General features: G+C 72.7%; 13 protein-coding genes. 10 read left to right on the forward strand and 3 right to left on the reverse strand.

The window, feature by feature from the left end; translation table 11 throughout:
* The first annotated feature begins 2 nt into the window (after positions 1-2).
* Positions 3-2120: a CBM35 domain-containing protein gene (locus ACFWYW_RS53100; protein WP_379616931.1), complete on the forward strand. Its 2118-nt coding sequence runs from the start codon at positions 3-5 to the stop codon at positions 2118-2120.
* On the opposite strand, the gene ACFWYW_RS53105 is transcribed toward ACFWYW_RS53100, so the two are convergent.
* Both ACFWYW_RS53105 and ACFWYW_RS53110 read right to left on the reverse strand, forming a co-directional pair.
* Positions 2107-3390: an MFS transporter gene (locus tag ACFWYW_RS53105; protein ID WP_379641356.1), complete on the reverse strand. Its 1284-nt coding sequence runs from the start codon at positions 3388-3390 to the stop codon at positions 2107-2109. The two genes, ACFWYW_RS53100 and ACFWYW_RS53105, sit on opposite strands and share 14 nt — an antisense overlap.
* 153 nt (positions 3391-3543) lie before the next feature.
* On the reverse strand, positions 3544-4104 hold the full coding sequence (locus tag ACFWYW_RS53110; protein ID WP_379616935.1) for an ArsR/SmtB family transcription factor: 561 nt from the start codon (positions 4102-4104) through the stop codon (positions 3544-3546).
* 115 nt (positions 4105-4219) lie between these two features.
* On the opposite strand from ACFWYW_RS53110, the gene ACFWYW_RS53115 reads away from it, so the two are divergent.
* The 3 genes from ACFWYW_RS53115 to ACFWYW_RS53125 all read left to right on the forward strand — a co-directional run bounded on the left by ACFWYW_RS53115 (position 4220) and on the right by ACFWYW_RS53125 (position 8914).
* Positions 4220-6589 (forward strand): M20/M25/M40 family metallo-hydrolase, encoded by a 2370-nt coding sequence (locus ACFWYW_RS53115; RefSeq protein WP_379616937.1) that lies wholly within the window; start codon positions 4220-4222, stop codon positions 6587-6589.
* 15 nt (positions 6590-6604) lie between these two features.
* Positions 6605-7666 carry an FAD-dependent oxidoreductase gene (locus ACFWYW_RS53120; RefSeq protein WP_379616939.1) on the forward strand — a complete coding sequence of 354 codons (1062 nt, stop codon included), beginning with the start codon at positions 6605-6607 and terminating at the stop codon, positions 7664-7666.
* Positions 7667-7756: 90 nt separating this feature from the next.
* Positions 7757-8914, forward strand: coding sequence for an alginate lyase family protein (locus tag ACFWYW_RS53125; RefSeq protein ID WP_379616941.1), 1158 nt, complete (start codon positions 7757-7759; stop codon positions 8912-8914).
* Here ACFWYW_RS53125 and ACFWYW_RS53130 read toward each other — a convergent pair.
* The gene (locus tag ACFWYW_RS53130; protein WP_379616943.1) at positions 8911-9330 is read right to left on the reverse strand and encodes a DUF4396 domain-containing protein; all 420 of its coding nucleotides are present in this window, start codon (positions 9328-9330) and stop codon (positions 8911-8913) included. The genes ACFWYW_RS53125 and ACFWYW_RS53130 overlap by 4 nt on opposite strands.
* An 18-nt stretch (positions 9331-9348) precedes the next feature.
* Here ACFWYW_RS53130 and ACFWYW_RS53135 point away from each other — a divergent pair, with 18 nt between their 5' ends.
* The 6 genes from ACFWYW_RS53135 (at position 9349) to ACFWYW_RS53160 (ending at position 15007) form a co-directional block, all read left to right on the forward strand.
* Positions 9349-9504, forward strand: coding sequence for a hypothetical protein (locus ACFWYW_RS53135; protein WP_379616945.1), 156 nt, complete (start codon positions 9349-9351; stop codon positions 9502-9504).
* Between the two features lie 144 nt (positions 9505-9648).
* The gene (locus ACFWYW_RS53140; protein ID WP_379616947.1) at positions 9649-9954 is read left to right on the forward strand and encodes a hypothetical protein; all 306 of its coding nucleotides are present in this window, start codon (positions 9649-9651) and stop codon (positions 9952-9954) included.
* Positions 9955-10019: 65 nt separating this feature from the next.
* Positions 10020-11042 carry a PLP-dependent cysteine synthase family protein gene (locus tag ACFWYW_RS53145; RefSeq protein ID WP_379616949.1) on the forward strand — a complete coding sequence of 341 codons (1023 nt, stop codon included), beginning with the start codon at positions 10020-10022 and terminating at the stop codon, positions 11040-11042.
* Positions 11042-12223: an MFS transporter gene (locus ACFWYW_RS53150; protein WP_379616999.1), complete on the forward strand. Its 1182-nt coding sequence runs from the start codon at positions 11042-11044 to the stop codon at positions 12221-12223. Before ACFWYW_RS53145 ends, ACFWYW_RS53150 begins: the two co-directional genes overlap by 1 nt.
* Before the next feature lie 39 nt (positions 12224-12262).
* Entirely contained in the window at positions 12263-13894 is a 1632-nt protein-coding gene (locus tag ACFWYW_RS53155) for a protein kinase (protein WP_379616951.1), read from the forward strand.
* Positions 13895-14008: 114 nt separating this feature from the next.
* Positions 14009-15007, forward strand: coding sequence for a coiled-coil domain-containing protein (locus tag ACFWYW_RS53160; RefSeq protein ID WP_379616953.1), 999 nt, complete (start codon positions 14009-14011; stop codon positions 15005-15007).
* The last annotated feature ends 1 nt before the right edge of the window (position 15008 follow it).

Below are 15008 nucleotides of genomic sequence, written 5' to 3' on the forward strand. Positions count from 1 at the left end.
CGTTGAATCCGACAAGACTGCGCGCGGCCGCCGTGGCCGTGCTGCTGGCCGCCACCGGCCTGGCGATCTCCTCCTCGCCGCCCGCGAGCGCCTCCGACAACGGGCTGTCGATCCGGCCCGCGATGGGCTGGAGCAGCTGGAGCTTCGTACGCCGCTGGCCGGACGAGGCCAAGATGAAGGCCCAGACCGACGCCATGGTCAGCAGCGGCCTGCCGGCCAAGGGCTACGTCTACATCAACCTCGACGACTTCTACCAGAAGTGCGACGCCAACGGCTTCCTGGTCGACGGCTTCGGCCGCTGGCAGGTGGACGCCGCCAAGTTCCCCTCCGGGATCAAGGCGCTGGCCGACTACGTGCACTCCAAGGGGCTGAAGTTCGGCTTCTACGTCACGCCGGGCATCGCCAAGAACGCCGTCACCCGCAACACCCCGGTCGAGGGTACGAGCTACCGCGCCGCCGACATCGCCGACACCGGCGCGAGCATGCACAAGAACTACAACTGCAAGAACATGTACCGGCTGAAGTGGTCGCATCCGGGCGCGCAGGCGTTCATCAACTCCTGGGCCAACCAGATGGCCTCGTGGGGCGTGGACTACCTCAAGATCGACGGCGTGGACGCCACGACGATCGCCGACGTCGAGGGCTGGGACAAGGCGCTGCGGCAGACCGGCAGGCCGATCAACTTCGCCCTGTCCAACAACCTGCCCATCGCCCAGGCCACCACCTGGAAGCGGCTGGCCAACAGCTGGCGTACGCAGGGCGACGTCGAGTGCTACTGCGGCCCCGGCCCGAACGGCTCCGGCTACCCGCTCACCACCTGGGCCAAGATCACCAGCCGCTTCGCCTCCGCCGCCGCGTGGCAGCAGTACGCCGCGCCCGGCGGCTGGAACGACCTCGACTCCCTGCAGATCGGCAACGGCGACCAGATGGGCATCAACGCCGACCAGCGGCGTTCCCACCTGACGTTGTGGGCGATGGCCGCCTCGCCGCTGCTGCTGGGCAGCGACCTGACCGCGCTCACCTCGACCGACCTGGCCATGCTCGCCAACGAGCGGCTCATCGCGGTCAACCAGGACGGCGTCGCCGCCGATCGCATTGTGAACAGCGGCGTCAACCAGGTCTGGCGTAAACGGGAGTCGAACGGCGACTACATCGTGGCCCTGTTCAACACCGGAACCTCGGGCAACTCAACGGTCAGCGTGAACTGGTCGCAGGTCGGCTTCTCCGGCGCCGCCGAGGTGACGAACCTGTGGTCCGGCGCCGCGGAGGGCACCGTCTCCTCCTCCTACAGCGCCACCCTGCGCCCCGGCGAGACCCGCCTGATCAGGGCCAGGCCCACCTCCGGCACCGTCACCCGCCTGGAGGCGGAGCAGGCCGTGATCACCCAGGGTCTCGTGGAGTCCAACCACGCCGGATACTCCGGCACCGGCTTCGTCAACTTCGACAACGTCACCGGCAGCGGCATCGAGTTCACCGCCAACGCCGCCCGTGCCGGCACCGCGACGCTCACCCTGCGCTTCGCCAACGGCACCGCCGTCAACCGCCCGATGAGCATCTCCGTGAACGGCGGCGCCCCCGTCACCCGCGACTTCCCCGGCACCGGCGCCTGGTCCACGTGGGTCAACGCGCCGATCACCGCCGAGCTCAACGCCGGGGCCAACACGATCAAGCTGGTCGCCACCACCGCGAACGGCGGCCCGAACATCGACTACCTGGACGTGCCGGCCCCGACGGCGCCGAGCTCGGAGTACCAGGCGGAGAGCGCGGCCATCTCCCAAGGGGTGGTCGAGTCCAACCACGCCGGCTTCACCGGCACCGGCTTCGTCAACCTCGACAACCTCGCCGGCTCCTACGTGGAGTTCACCGTGAGCGCCGCGGCCGCCGGGCCGCGGGCGCTCACGATCCGCTTCGCCAACGGGACCACCGCGGGCAGGCCGATGGACGTCCTCGTCAACGGCGTGCTCGCCGCCGACGAGAAGCCCTTCGACCCCACCGGCGCGTGGACCACCTGGGTGGAGACGACGGTGACCGCCGACCTTCAGGCGGGGGCCAACACCGTCCGCCTGCTGTCCACCACCGCCACCGGAGGGCCGAACCTGGACCGGATCACACTCGGCTGACCGGCGCGTGGGCGGTCCGCCGATCCAGCAGGACCGCCCACGCCAGCACGGCCAGCGTGGGCACCATCAGGCCCGCGCTCACCCACATCGGGGCGCGGAAGCCGAACCCGGCGTCGAGGGCCAGCCCGCCGAGCCCGGGACCGGCGGCGGCCCCCACGTTGAACGCGGCGGTGGCGAACGCCCCCGCCAGGGTGGGCGCCCCGGCCGCGAGCTGGTAGGCGCGCGAGGTCAGGGCCGGTGCCAGCCCGAAGGCCAGCAGCCCCTGCGCGAACACCAGCGTGACCAGCACCACCGGGTTGCCCCCGGCCAGGGCGAGCACCGGCCATCCGGCGGTCAGCGCGGTCATGCCGAAGCCGAGGACACGCATGGGCTGCGCGTCACCCAGCCGTCCGCCGATCGTGATGCCCAGGAACGCCCCCGCGCCGAACAGCACCAGCATGCCCGGCACCCATCCCTCGCCGAGCCCGGCCACCTCGGTGACCATGGGCGCGAGGAAGGTGAAGGCACAGAAGGTGGCGCCCTGGACGAGCGCGTTCAGGAGGTAGGTGACCACGACCCGCCGATCGGCCAGCGCCCGCAGCTCGGTGCGCACCCCGGTCCGCACCTCACCACCGTCCGCGACAGCGGCACCTCCCGCAGGGGACGCACCTCCCGCCGGGGAGGTGCCCGCTGCCGCGGAAGAGCCTTCCGTCGGGGAAGGGCCCGTGGACGCGGTACGGCGGGCCGTACCGGAGGGCAGGGCGCGCAGGATGGCCACCGCGGACAGGGCCGACAGGACGGCGACGGCCCAGAAGGCCGAGCGCCACCCCCACAGCTGACCGAGCACCGCGCCCGCCGGGACCCCCGCGACGCAGGCGACGGTCACACCGCCCACGACGATGGCCAGGGCCCGCGCCCTGGCCCGGACCGGCACCATGGCGACCGCCGCGGCGGCGGCCACGGCCCAGAACCCGGCGTTGGCCAGCGCCGAGACGACGCGGGCCGCGAGGAGTACGGCGTAGTCGGGGGTGAGGGCCGACACCACGTGGGCGGCGGCGAAGACGGACAGGAACAGCACCAGCGAGCGCCGCCGCGGCCAGTGCAGGGTGGCGGCGGCCAGGACGGGTGCGCCGACCACCATTCCGATGGCGAAGGCCGAGGTCAGCAGACCGGCCTGGGACAGGGACACGCCGAGGTCGGCGGAGATGTCGGGCAGCAGCCCGGAGAGCATGAACTCCGAGGTGCCCTGGGCGAAGACGGCGAGGCCGAGGATGAAGACCGCCACAGGCATGGCAGTGAGACTCCCGAGTGAGAGACGGACAGGACCATAACGGCGGTCCCGGTCACGCCATCCGCGCACGCCGCGCGGGCATGCGGAGGCCGACCACCGGAGCGCCGGTGGTCAGCGTCTGTCGGACTCGGGGCTGGACATAGACAGGTGACCCTAGTCGGCGATGTCCGGGAACGCAAGGAAACGGGTGTGGACGCGGCGGGCCTCGGGGGAGTGTTCGGCGCTGTCGCCGTAGCGCATGACCAGCGCCACGTACTCCTCGAAGAACTCCGCGAGCTGCGTCAACGTGACCGTGATCGTGCCGCGGGAGAAGGGGAAGGCGTCACCCCAGCCGCCCGGCTCCGACGTGGCCAGAGCGTGGCGGAACGCGGCGATGTCCTCACTATAGGCGCGGGCCTGGAGCTCGTCCATGACCGCGCGGGTCTGCTCGTCCTGTTCGCTGCGGCGGGGGAAACGAAGGTCGGCGCGGACGTGGCGCCACCAGCGCTCGCGTCCGCGCGCCTTCTCCGGCACCTCCTCGACGAAGCCGTGCTTGGCCAGCTCGCGCAGGTGGTAGCTGGTGGCGCCGGTGTTGAGGTCGAGATCGCGGGCCAGGTCGGCGGAGGTGGCGGGGCCGTGGGCGCTGAGGTGATCCAGGATGCGCTGGCGGCGGGGGTGGGCGAGCGTCCGCAGCGCTTCGAGGTCGGTCAGCGTGCGTACCTCATGATCGGCCATGGGCGTCAACCTACCTGATTTCTGTGCATTGTTTCCCGTCCTCATCTGCGTTTTCGCGCTGCCCTGTGCACAGTCCAGCTTGCACAATCTGTTGTGCACAAGTCATTGTGTACCCATGCACACGCTTGAGAGAACCGGCGTCGCGCCGGTGCGCGCATCCCGGCGCACGCTCGCCGGAGCCGTCGCCTTAGTGGCCGTCGTGGCCGTGGCCTGCGCCGCCTGGCTGTTCGAACGCCCGCCCGCGGTGGCGGGCACCGGCGCTCCGGCCGGGGAGTTCAGCGCCGCCCGCGCCTGGCCGCACCTGGAGAAGATCGCCACCGGCGGTCCCACGCCGATCGGCTCGCCCGGCGGCGACCGCATCCGCGACTACCTGCTCGCCCAGCTGACCGCGCTCGGCCTGAAGCCCGAGGTCCAGACCGGGGTGGGGGCCCGCTCGTTCGGTTCGGAGATCACCTCCGGCCTGGCCGAGAACGTCGTGGCCGTCATCCCCGGCAGCGCCTCCACCGGCAGGGTCGTGCTCGCCGCCCACTACGACTCCACCACCACGACCCCCGGCACCAGCGACGACAAAGCCTCCGTCGCCGCCATCCTGGAGATCGTCCGCGCGCTCACGTCCTCCGGGCAGCAGCCGCGCAACGACCTGGTCATCCTGCTCAGCGACGGCGAGGAGCCCGGCCTCATCGGCGCCGAGGCCTTCGCCGCCCACCACCCGCTCGCCAAGGACGGCGGCGTGGTCGTCAACCTGGAGGGACCCGGCAACGGCGCGCCCTCCGCCGTCTACAACGTCACCCCCGGCGGCACCGGCCTCGTGCGCGCCCTGTCCTCGATGCCGCACCCGGTGGGGGAGTCCGCCCTCATCGGCATCTACCGGCAGACCGGCTTCCACTCCGACCTGACCACGCTGGAGGAACACGGCTTCATCGGCGTCGACCTCGGCACCGCCGGCGGCCGCGCCTACTACCACCACCCGCGCGACACGGTCGAGAACTTCGACCCCGCCGTGCTGCAGATGCACGGCGACAACGGCCTCGCCCTGACCCGCGCCGCGCTCGCCGCCGACCTGCCCGCCCAGCGCGTGCCCAGTGACGCCGCCTTCTTCTCCGCCTTCGGCGTCGTCTTCGCCTACCCCGGCGGGTTCGTCGCGCCGCTCGCGGCGCTGGGCGTCCTGGCCGTGCTCGGCCTCGCCGTCCTGGCCCGGGTACGGCGGGCCGCCACCCTGCCCAAGATGGGCCTGGCCACGCTGGCCGGAGTGGCGCCCGTCGCCCTGGCCTACCTCCTGGGCGACCGCGTGTGGCAACTGCTGACCATGATCCAGCCCGGGTACGCGGGGATGGTGTTCGGCGAGCCGTACCGGCCGGATCTGTACCGGTTGGCGCTCATCGCGATGGCCGTGGCCCTGGTCTGGGGCTGGTACGCGCTGCTGCGGCGATGGCTCGGCACGGCGGCGCTCACCGTGGGCTCGCTGGCCTGGCTGGCGGTCGCGGGCGCCGCGCTCGCCGGCGTGATGCCCGGCATGTCCTACTACGGCGCCATCCCCGCGCTGGCCGGCGGGCTCGCCGGGATCGCCGCGCTCCTGCTGGAGCCGGCCCGGCCGCACGCCGCCCTGGCCGTGCGGGCCGTGGCCGCCGCCGCGGGCGTCGTGCTGCTGACCGTCGGGGCGCGCACGTTCGCGGCCTTCGGCCTGGCGCTGGCCGCGGTGGCGGTGGTCCTGCTCGTGCTGGCCGCCTACTCCGCGCTTCCGCTGCTGGCTGAGGTCACGCCCGCCACACGTGGTCCGCGGGGGCGGCTGCGTGTGGCGCTGGGCCCGCTGACCGCCACGGCGCTGGTGTTCGTGCTGATCGGGGGCGGGCTGATCCACGACCGCTTCGACGAGCGCTACCCGCAGGCCGCTCATCTGGCCTACGTGCTCGACACCGCCACCGGCGCCGCGAGCTGGATCACCGCCGACGACCGTCCGCACCCCTGGGCCGCCGCCCTCACCCCCCAGGCGCCCGGGGAGTGGAAGGTGCCCCTGCCGTACGGCATGCGCCCCGCCCACGCGGGCACGGCCGAGGCGGCGAAACTGCCCGCGCCCGAGGTGAGCGTGCTGAGCCGGCGGCAGGAGGGCGCCGACACCATCACCCGGGTCCGCGTACGCTCCCAGCGCTCGGCCTACCAGGTCAACCTGCACGCCGACCGGCCCGCCACCGCGGGCGTCATCCGGGTGGCCGGGCGGCCCGGCGTGCCGTTCCCCGAGCCGGAGAGCGCGCCGCGTCCGGGGGCGGCCTGGCCGTTCGAGGCGCAGTTCTTCGCGCCGCCCGGCGACGGGGTGGAGTTCGAGCTGCGAACCAGGGGCCTGCCCCGGCTCGTGGCCAGCGACGTCACCATCGGCCTCGACAGCCTGACCGGCTACCGGCCCAGGCCCGCCGGCGTGGACCTCAGCTCCTCGACCGGCGGCCTGCCCACCGACTCCGTCACCGTCGTGGGAAGGATCCAGACGCCGTGACGGTTGCCAGAGATCGTGGACATCACTGACGTCGTGGTCATCGGCGCCGGGCAGGCGGGCCTGTCCGGCGCCTATTTCCTGCGCCGCTTCGGCCTGGACACCGTGGTGCTCGACGCGGAGGAGGGGCCGGGCGGCGCGTGGCGGCACCGATCACCGTCGCTGACCATGGACAAGATCCACAGCATCTTCGACCTGCCGGGCGTCCCGCAGGAGGAGCACCAGGACGGCGCCGCCCCCGCCCGCGAGGTGGTGCCCGCCTACTACGGCGCCTACGAGGCGGAGATCGGCCTGGACGTGCTCCGCCCGGTCCGCGTCACCGCGGTCGGCCGCGGCGGCGACGACCGTCTCGTGGTCGCCACCTCCCGCGGCGACTGGGCCGCGCGGGCCGTGGTGAACGCCACCGGCACCTGGACCCGCCCCTACTGGCCCTACTACCCGGGCGGCGGCGGCTTCCGGGGCCGCCAGATCCACTACGCCGGCTACCGGGGTCCGGGGGAGTTCGCCGGGCAGCGGGTGGCCGTCGTCGGCGGCGGCGCCTCGGCCATGCACGTGCTGGCGGAACTGGCCGACGTCGCCGCGGGCACGCTCTGGGTGACCAGGCGCGAGCCGGTCTGGCGCGACGACCCGTTCGGCGAGGTCGCCAGGCGCGACGCGGTCGCCCTGGTCGAGGAGCGGGTGCGCGCCGGGCTGCCGCCGCAGAGCGTGGTCAGCGTCACCGGGCTCAGCTCCACCCCGGTGATCAGGGCGGCGCGCGAGAAGGGCGTGCTGAACCGGCTGCCGATGTTCGCCCGCATCACCCCCGGCGGGCTCACCTGGGCGGACGGGCGGCACGAGCGGGTGGACGCCATCGTGTGGGCCACCGGTTTCCGCTCCGCCCTCGACCACCTGGCCCCGCTGCGGCTGCGCGAGCCCGGCGGCGGCATCAAGGTCGAGGGCACCCAGGTGGTCAGGGAGCCGCGCCTGCAGTTCGTCGGCTACGGGCCCTCGGCCAGCACCATCGGCGCCAACCGGGCCGGGAGAACCGCCGCGGGCAACATCCGGCGCCTCCTGGCGGCGCGCACGCTTCTTTCCGCCTAGTTTCCCCTTGGTCGTTGACCGGGGCTCCGACGGCTGGCTTGGATGAGGGTCAGACACCCGATGTCTGCCCGCTGCGGTAAGGAGCCTGTCGTGCGCCCCATCCTCGCTGTCCTTCTGTTAGCCGTCGCGCTGGCCGTACCGGTCCAGCCGGCTTCGGCGGAAAAGGTCGGAGCTGCCTTCAACCATCCCGGTGTCCTGGTCAGCCGGGCCCAGCTCGACCACGTCAAGGCCAACCTCGGCGCCGAGCCCTGGAAGTCGGCGTGGGCGGCGTTGCGCGCCAGCTCGTTCGCCTCGCTGTCCTACACGCCGAAGCCGCGCGCCAACGTCGAGTGCGGCCCGTCCTCCAACCCCAACAACGGCTGCTCCGACGAGCGCAACGACGCGATGGCCGCCTACACGCACGCCCTGCAGTGGTACCTGACCGGCGACGACCGCCACGCCAAGAAGGCCGTCCAGATCATGGACGCCTGGTCGGCCGTGATCACCCAGCACACCGGCCACAACGCCCGCCTGCAGACCGGCTGGGCCGGGGCGTCGTTCTCCCGGGCCGCCGAGCTCGTCAAGCACACCTACACCGGCTGGGCCAACGCCGGCCGCTTCGCCACCAAGCTGCGCACCGTCTACCTGCCGATCGTCATCGCGGGCAGCCCCAACACCAACGGCAACTGGGAACTGATCATGACGGACGCGGCGATCGGCATCGCCGTCCACCTCGACGACCGCGCCGCCTTCGACCGCGCGGTCACCACCTGGCGCGGCCGCCTGGCCGCCTACGTCTACCTGACCACCGACGGCTCCCTGCCCAAGCAGGCGCCCGGCAGCAGGTACGACACCCGCGACGAGCTCATCGGCTACTGGTACGGCCAGACCACTTTCGTCAACGGCCTGGCCCAGGAGACCTGCCGCGACTTCGGCCACACCGGCTGGGGCATCGCCGCCGCCGTACACGTGGCGGAGACCGCCCGCCACCAGGGCCTCGACCTGTACGCGGAAGGCAAGGACCGGCTACGCCACGCGATGGGCTTCCACGCCGGCCTGCAACTGGGCGAGCCGGTGCCGTCCTGGCTCTGCGGCGGCTCGGTGAAGCTGGGGCTCGGCCCGACGTTCGAGGTGGGCTTCAACGCCCTGCGCAACCGCATGGGCATCGGCATGGCCCGTACGCAGCGGCTGGTCGAGCAGAGCCGCCCGGCGGGGGTGAGCCACTTCCTCGGCTGGGAGACGCTCACCCACGCGAACAACCCGGCCTAGTGGTAGGCGTGGACGACGGCGTGGCCCTTGCCCTTGCCGATCAGCCACTTGTTGACCGGTGTGGTCACCAGGAAGGCGACGACGAAGGCGAAGGCCAGCGCGCCCCAGAACAACCATGAGGCCAGCCCGGCGTCCATGGCGCCGGGCACGATCACCATGACGCCGTTGTCCACGATCTCCATCACGAGGATCGACACCGTGTCGGCGGCCAGCGCCACCTTCAGCGCCTGCTTGAAGGTCAGGCCCGCCTTGAGCACGCCGACCATGGTCAGGGCGTAGCCGAACACGAACGCCAGGCCGACGGCCAGGGCGATGGTGGCCACGTTGCCCCAGCCGAGCGCGGTGCCGATCACCATGCCCAGCACCTCGCCGATGGCGCACCCGGTGAGGCAGTGCAGCGTGGCAAGCGCCGCCATCTTCCAGGTCGTCGCGCCATGCCCGTGTGCGCCGTGTCCGTGCTCGGGGTGAGCGCCGTGTGCGCCGTCCGCGTCATGGGCACCGTGCGCGCTGTGGCCGCCGTGCTCTCCGTGCGCTGCGTGGTCACCGTGTTCGTGGTGGCCCTGGTGTTCCTGGTGCGTGGACATGCTTGAAGCTCCGTTCGTCAATCTGCGCGGGTCACGGTATACCCCTGTGGGGTAACGGAGCAAATGTGGCCGCGCTGGCTACTATAGGAAGTAGTAAAAAGTGCCGCGTCGGCGGGGTGTGGTCACGCAGCGTGATGTAGCGTGCACGCCATGACCTGGAGGCCGTTCGTGGCGCTCATGGTCGTGCTCACCCTTCTGTGCATGGCCGGACCGCACGCGCACGCCGACACCCCGCAGCCCGCCGGGGTGTCCGGCTGCGACACCGGCACGCATCCGCACGAGCACGAGGCCTCCTGCGACGCGCCCGCCGCGCAGCAACCCGCCGTCGACGCGCCCGCGCCCGGTCAGCAGGGCCGTTGCGCCGCCGCGCCGGTCCCGGCCGTCCCGCCGTCCCCGGCCCAGCCGTCCGTACGGCCCGCCGCCCTGCTCGCCCTCCTGTGCGTGAGCCGGATGTAGAAGCGCCCCCGGCGCGTCCATCCGTACCTCAGCACAGGAGAGAACAAGTGGATATATCAGGACTTGTGGGCAACACCCCGGTGTTGTGGGTGCCCGAGCTCTGGTCGGGCGGCGAGCGCGGCTTCTGGGCCAAGCTCGAGGGCTACAACCCCGGCGGCATCAAGGACCGCCCCGCCCTGCACATGGTGGCCGAGGCCCGCAGGCGCGGCGACCTGCGGCCCGGCGCCCCGATCATCGAGTCGACCAGCGGGACGCTCGGCCTCGGGCTGGCGCTGGCCGGAGTGGTGCACGGCCATCCCGTCACGCTCGTGGCCGACCCGGGCATGGAGCCGCTGATGCGCCGCCTGCTGCTCGCCTACGGGGCGCGGCTGGAGATCGTGGCCGAGCCGTACCGGGAAGGGGGCTGGCAGGCCGCGCGGCGCGCCCGCGTGCGCGAGCTCATGGCGGGCGAGCCCGGCGCCTACTGCCCCGACCAGTACGCCAACCCCGACAACGCGGCCGCCTACGCCGGGCTCGCCGCCGAGCTGACCGCCCAGCTCGGCCGCGTCGACGTGCTCGTCTGCAGCGTCGGCACCGGCGGGCACAGCGCCGGGATCCACCGCGTGCTGCGCGCGCACAGCCCGGACGTGCGGCTGGTCGGCGTGGACACCGTCGGCTCGGCCATCTTCGGCCAGCCCGCCGGGCCGCGCCTGATGCGCGGCCTCGGCAGCAGCATCCATCCCGCCAACGTCGCCTACGACGCCTTCCGCGAGGTCCACTGGGTGGCGCCCGCCGAGGCCGTGTGGGCCTGCCGCCGCCTGGCCGCCGCCCGCTACGCCACCGGCGGGTGGAGCGTCGGCGCGGTCGCGCTGGTCGCCTCGTGGCTGGCCCGGCGCGAGCCGCCGGGCACCCGCATCGCCGCCGTCTTCCCCGACGGCCCCGAGCGCTATTTCGACACCGTGTACGGCGACGCCTACTGCGCCGAGCACGGCCTGCTCGACACCAAACCCGAGCCGGAACCGGACGAGCTGCCCCACCCGGCTGCCGCGGAAGCCGGGCGCTGGACCCGCTGCGCCACCGTCACCCGCCCGGCAGGAGCGACGTCGTGATGTCCGGCTACAGCAGGCCGATCCGGCTGCTCATGATCAACCAGCTGGCCATCAACGTCGGCTTCTACATGCTCATGCCGTACCTGGCCGCCCACCTCACCGGCGACCTGGGCCTGGCGGTGTGGGCGGCGGCGCTGGTGCTCGGCGTGCGCAACCTGTGCCAGCAGGGACTGTTCCTGCTCGGCGGCAGCCTGGCCGACCGGCTCGGCTACAAGCCGATGATCCTCACCGGCCTGCTCCTGCGCACGGCCGGGTTCGCGATGCTCGGCCTGGTCGAGGCGGTGCCCGCGCTGCTGGCCGCCTCCGCGCTGACGGGCCTGGCCGGGGCGTTCTTCAACCCCGCCGCCCGCGCCTACCTGGCCCAGGAGGCGGGGGAGCGGAAGGTGGAGGCGTTCGCGCTGTTCAACGTCTTCTACCAGACCGGCATCCTGGCCGGGCCGCTCGTCGGGCTGCTGCTCAACGCCGTCGCCTTCCGCCTGACCTGCCTGAGCGCGGCGGCGCTGTTCGCGGTGCTCGCGCTCGCCCAGGCCAGGGCGCTTCCGGCGCGGCGGGGCAGCCGGGCGGACGCCGACGTCTCGATACTGGCCGACTGGCGCGGCGCGCTCGGCGACCGGGCGTTCTGCCTGTTCGCGCTGGCCATGACGGGCTCGTACGTGCTCGGGTTCCAGGTCTATCTCAGCTTGCCGCTGGCCGTACCGGAGCAGGCGGTGTGGATCTTCGTGGTGTCCGGCGCGATGGCCATGCTCGGCCAGGTGAAGGTGACCGCGTGGGCGGCGGCGCGCTGGACGCCCGGACAGGCGATCACCCGCGGGCTGGCGCTGATGGGCCTGTCCTTCGCGCCACCCGGGCTGATGGCGGCCGGGCTCCCCGGCGGGGTGGCGGTGATGGCCGCCACCGTCCTGCTCACGCTCGGCAGCATGATCGTCTACCCCTTCGAGATGGCCACCGTGGCGCGCTTCGGCGGCGAGCGGATCGGCACCTGCTACGGCCTCTACAGCACGGCCTCCGGCATCGGCGTGGCGGCCGGCAACGTGCTGACCGGCGCCGCGCTGGAAGCGGGCCTGGCCTGGTGGGGGCTGGTGGCGGTAGGGCTGGCGTGCGCGGCGGGCGTCCACCTGCTCTGCCGATCCCGTCACGGCTTCTCGACGGAGCGTGTTGTACCGCCCGCCAATACGGGCTAGTGTCCGGGAGACTGGATCTTTTGCCCAGGGGGTTCCGCGATGCAGGTTCCGGGCTACACGGAGATCCGCGAGCTCGGACACGGCGGCACGGGCCAGGTCATGCTGGCCGTGCGGGCGTCGGACGGCTTACCCGTGGCGATCAAGCACCTGTCGCCCGGACTCCGTGAGGACAAGGAGTTCGTCGCCAGGTTCCGCGATGAGGCCAGGGTGATCGGCGCGCTGGACAGCCCGCACACCGCCCGGCTCTACGAGTACGTGGAGGGCGAGGACGACGCCGCGATCGTCATGGAACTGGTCGACGGCATCACCCTGCGCCGCCTGCTCACCCACGAGGGCGCCACCGGCGCCGAGGCGGCGCTGGCCGTCCTCAAGGGCGCCCTCACCGGCCTGGCCGCGGCCCACGGACTCGGCGTCGCCCACCGCGACTTCAAGCCGGAGAACGTCATCGTCGCCGCCGACGGCGTCAGCAAGCTCGTCGACTTCGGCCTCGCCACCCCCTTCGGCGAGGCCGGCACCTACGTGGGCACGCCGTCGTACATGGCGCCAGAGCAGTGGGAGGACGCCCCCGCCGGGCCCGCCACCGACGTCTACGCCGCCACCGTGGTCTTCTTCGAGTGCCTCACCGGGCACCGCCCGTTCCCCGGCGAGGACGCCGCCGTCCTCGCCTACCAGCACCAGAACGTACCGCCGCCGCTGGCCAACGTGGACGAGCGGGTCAGAGGGCTGGTCGAGCTCGGCATGGCCAAGGACCCGGCCGAGCGGCCCCCGTCCGCGCAGGCCTTCCTGGCCGAGCTGGAGGAGGTGGCGGGCAGGGCGTACGGGAACGGGTGGGAGCGGCGCGGCCGCGCCGGGCTCGGGCTGCTGACCGTCCCGCACATCGCGCTGCTGCCGCTGGTGCCGTCGGCGGGAGCCGAGGTGGCGACCGGGTTCGCGCGCAGCGCGCTGACGCCGGTGGCCAAGTTCGCCATCGCCAGCGGGCTGATCGCGGCCACGGCGGCGGCCGTGGTCTCGGTCTTCGTCATGTGGACCGAGGACCCGCCGATCGAGACCGCGCGCGCGTTACCCCCGGTGAGCTCGGCGCCGTTGTTATCGCCGCCGGCCACCACGCCCTCGCGCACGCCGGGCCCCTCCACCGGCCTACCCTTCTCGCCGCCGATCACCGACGCGGGCGACCGCGCGGGCACCGCCGTACCGCCGGACGAGGTCACCGCGGCGGGGGAGCCGACGCGGACGCTGCGGCCGACCCACGAGCCCAGCCCCACGGCCACGCCGAGCCGCACCCCCGGCAAGACCGCCGAGCCCACCCGCAGCCCCGCCCGCGACACCGGCCCGACCCACGGCCCCGAGCCCACCAAGGACGCGCCCACCAAGGACGCGCCCACCAAGGGCGAGCCCACGAAGGCGACCCCACCACCCGCGACGCAGCCCCAGCCCTCCTCGGGCGGCAAGCCCCCGGAGAAGAAGCCCGAGCCGCTGCTGTCGGTGTCGCTGAAGGTCTCCCTGGACCTGCCCGTGCTCAAGGGCGGCAAGCAGTTGCTCGACGCCGACCTCGACCTCGGCCTGGGCAGCAGCCTGCTGGGTATGGCGGTGCTGCCCGGTTCGGTCCTGCTGGGCCGCCACCTCGCCGCGCGGCAGGCCGGCAGGAGCCGCCACCGGCGCGATACCGAATGACCTGATTGCACCTCAACGGCCGCTATCCCCTACTATCTTCGATCGGACAGAGGGCGCCCCCGGCCTGCGGTTAAGGAACGGCGAACCGCCCGTGGGCTCGGTCGAAGGAGAAGCGTGGCGGCTGCGTCACCCGCTGGCGTGCGGCGCGGGCCGCTGTGGAGAAAACTCGCGGCGCTGGCGGCGGTGGTGGCGCTCGCCGTGGCCCCGATACCGGCCTCGGCCAAGCCCAAGCCGACGGTGAAGCAGCTGAAGAAGGAGCTGGCCGCCCTCCAGAAGGAGTCGGACAAGCTCATCACCGACTACTACAGCAGCCGCGTCGAGCTGCAGAAGGTCGACAAGACCGAGAAGGCCGCCCGCGAACGCTTCAAGGGCGCCCAGGCCGTCTACGACCGCGAGGCCACCAACCTCCGCCTCATGGGCACCACCCAGTACATCACCGGCGAGCCCAACCTGGCCAACATGTTCAGCGGCGGCGGCGACCCGGCGTCCCTGCTCAACAGGCTCGCGCTCAACCGCCACATGGTCGACGTCCAGAACGCCAGGCTGCGGGGCTTCGCCCAGGTACGCGATGAGCTCCAGCGCGCCCAGGAGGAGTCGGCGGCCCAGGAGGAGGAACTGCGCGCGACCGTCGAGGACCTGGAGTCGCGCAAGAAGAAGGCCGAGAAGCTGATCGAGAAGATGCGCGACAAGATCGACCAGCTTCACGACGTGCCCGGCGCCCGCCGCGACGGCACCTTCGTCCCGCAGCTGCCCGCCGGCGAGGACAACATCACCCCGCGCATGCGCCTGGTCAAGCAGCTCGTCCAGGAGCGCTTCGAGGTGCCGTTCGGCATCGGCTGCTACCGCTCGATCCGCGACGGCGGCGAACACCCCCTCGGCCGGGCCTGCGACTTCATGCTCAGCCGCGGCGGCGCCATGCCCTCGGCCGCCGAGATCGCCCGCGGCAACGAGATCTGCGCGTGGGTCGTCAAGAACGCCAAGCGCCTCGGCATCATGTACGTGATCTACCGCCAGCGCATCTGGCACGTGCGCACCGGCCAGTGGCGCACCATGACCGACCGGGGCGGCACCACCGCCAACCACTACGACCACCCCCACATCTCGGTCTACTGAG

Origin of the sequence: Nonomuraea sp. NPDC059023 (assembly GCF_042740095.1) — a bacterium.
Taxonomy (GTDB): Bacteria; Actinomycetota; Actinomycetes; order Streptosporangiales; family Streptosporangiaceae; genus Nonomuraea.